Origin of the sequence: Muricoccus harenae, assembly GCF_009848505.1 — a bacterium.
In the GTDB taxonomy this organism is placed as follows: domain Bacteria; phylum Pseudomonadota; class Alphaproteobacteria; order Acetobacterales; family Acetobacteraceae; genus Roseomonas; species Roseomonas harenae.
Genome location: NZ_WWDL01000083.1, coordinates 1 through 2,421 on the forward strand (window position 1 = coordinate 1; position 2,421 = coordinate 2,421).

3 protein-coding genes and 1 pseudogene are annotated in these 2,421 nt (G+C 62.3%); all 4 read right to left on the bottom strand.

Annotated features, from left to right (window positions below; translation table 11 throughout):
- Positions 1–112: 112 nt before the first annotated feature.
- A pseudogene (locus GSE44_RS26745) lies at positions 113–425 on the bottom strand (IS66 family transposase zinc-finger binding domain-containing protein); the annotation flags it as partial.
- Between the two features lie 415 nt (positions 426–840).
- A complete protein-coding gene (locus tag GSE44_RS24955; protein WP_159351522.1) occupies positions 841–1,431 on the bottom strand; it encodes a helix-turn-helix domain-containing protein in 591 nt (196 codons plus the stop codon).
- 185 nt (positions 1,432–1,616) lie between these two features.
- A complete protein-coding gene (locus GSE44_RS24960; RefSeq protein WP_159351523.1) occupies positions 1,617–1,994 on the bottom strand; it encodes a hypothetical protein in 378 nt (125 codons plus the stop codon).
- 231 nt (positions 1,995–2,225) lie between these two features.
- Positions 2,226–2,421, bottom strand: a 196-nt coding sequence (locus GSE44_RS24965) for a transposase (protein ID WP_159351524.1), incomplete at its 5' end; no start/stop codon positions are given.

A 2,421-nucleotide genomic window follows, 5' to 3' on the forward strand; every position in this document is an offset into this window, starting at 1 on the left:
CACCAGCCTGACGCCGACAACCTCACCGACAACAAGGAAAACATCACCGCCTGAGCCACCATCCGCCCCGGCCAGCACCAGCCATCTTGGCTGTCGGTCCCGGACAACTTGGTTGACGCGCTACAGGGCCGTACTTGGCCTCCAGAACCATGGCCAGGAGATTGGGCCCGGCGGGCCCGCGGGCGATGGCGCAGAACGGCGCGCGCGGCTGGATGATGGTTTCGCAGACCCGGCAGGAGAACCGCTCCCGTACGGCCTGGACCACCTTCCAGGACTGGGGCACCACCTCAAGGGCCTCCGTGATGCCCTCGCCCAGCTTGGACAGCTCGCCCGCAGCAGGGGCCGGCAGAGGGCGATGGGATCACCACTTGCTCTCGCGGCAAGTGCGAGGGCAGAGGCCCGCCCGACTGGCTTGCAGCGCGGCGGTGCCTCGGGCCGTTCCCCGCTCTAGCCGTCAGCCCGCGTCGAGTCCGTGGCGACGAGGTCGCCGAGTTCCAGCTCCAGTTGGTCGATGAGCTTGCGGCCGCGCTCGGACAATGCGCCAACCCTATCGTGGCGCAGCTTGGCGATGACAAGCTTAAGGATACCCGCCTACTCAGATACGCGCTGCCGCCTGGGTGTACCGCCGGTACAGTCACGATCCTTCGCTGCTCGCCCTGGAGGGAGGCGCGGAGTGCGGGCGCTTCCGGTGGGCCAGAGGACGCCACCTTGGGAGTGGCGGCGAGAGAGGCGCTGAACACAAAAAAGGCGCTTAGCGAGTCAGACGGTATGTGTTCCGGCGTACCGAGCGGCTTCACTCCTCGAAAACCATGGCGCAGCAGGCAATCGCGTGGTTCGCAGCTACCGCACCGGCATCAGCGAATGGTAAACGGCGAGTTCGTCGCGGAGTGCGGACGCGACCATCTCTGCCGCCTGCTCGGTCAGCCTTATGCATACACGGCGCCGATCCTTGCCGTGGAAGTACCTCTCAACAAGCTTGGCGCTCTCCAGTGCTGCCAGCTTACGAAGCGCCGTGCTCTGTGGCGCGCCGGATGAGATGCACACGGACGAGACGGAGACATGACCGCCCTCCGCGCGTTCGGCCGCAAGATCCAGCAGCATGTCCCAGGTTGGCCAGTCAAAGAACTCGCTGAGCGCGTTGCGTCGCCGACGGTTTGCGCGGAACCGCAGCATCCGCTTCAGCGCGGCCGCATCGAGAGTTGCGGGTAGTTGGGTTGATTGAGCGGCAGCGTTTTCGGGTAAGAACTGCCCATCTGGAGCAGGTGCGCCGCCGAGGCTGGCAAAGAGGCGATCACAAGTCGCTTTCAACTCTGCCATCAGGACCGCCACATCTTCGGATGCCGGCAGTTCATTACTCGCGGCAAATTTCGCCTCATCGGAACTCAGCCCGGTGGTCGCCGCTACGTTCGAAGTTTCAGAGATTTGAGCCACGCACTTAACCTTCCGAGCAAGCCGGAGGAATACAACGGAGGTGTAGCAATGTTCTCCACACGAGCCCGTTATGACTGACCTGAAGGCGACGCTGTGGCTTCTATGCCACGATGGCGAACTTAGCTCAGCCGCTGCTGTTCAGCTCGTGAACAGCCGAGGGAAGGAGCAGTTCGGTCGGGTCGCCGCTACCGCTCACCAAACCCGAGACGTTTCTCCCGACTTCCGCAAGTTTCAAGTCGTGCGATTTCGGCGTCGCAGACTGCCGCAAATGAAGCTCTGAACCCCAGGTCTTGCACCGGATCGCCCTGAACAGGCGCATATGCGAGCGCGTGTGCCAGATTTCCTCGTATCTCGGTCAGCACCGCAGTCCGATCCTCACCAGCCCCGGCCTGTTCCAGGCGCGTCTCAAGCGTCACGCGGACCGCCTGCTCCAGTGCGGACCTAACATAGGAATTGCGTTCGGCGGTCATCGTTAGCCCGAGTTCCGGAGTGGTGATGAGGACAAAGAAAGCTTCTGCGTGATGAAATGTAACGCCGATAGTAACAAGCGCGGGAACATTCACGAAGCCGAGTTTCCGCGCTTCAAGGGTACAAAATTAGGACATGAATCGTATCTCGCTCTGCTTCCATATCGATTGTTTAACTTTCTCCGGCAGTTCGGAGGATCTGCTGGCAAGAATGCTTCACCCAGCCGTGAGTGCTCCTGGTCAGCCTCGGCCACCCACCCGCCGTCGTTATCTCCGTCCTGGCGCGGCAATGCGCATCCTTCAAGTCCATGACTTAGCGCTAAGAACCTATCTCGGTAGGGCATGTCGCCAGGAGATGATGCCGCAGGCGAGGTGGAGGAGGGCGAGGTAGTTGGCGGGCTTCTTGGTCCATCGGATCAGGATGGAGCGGAAGCGGTTGAGCCAGGAGTGCGTTCGCTCCACCACCCAGCGTCTGGCCTTGGCTCTGGCCTGACGCTTGGCCCTGATCTCCTCGCCGCGGGTG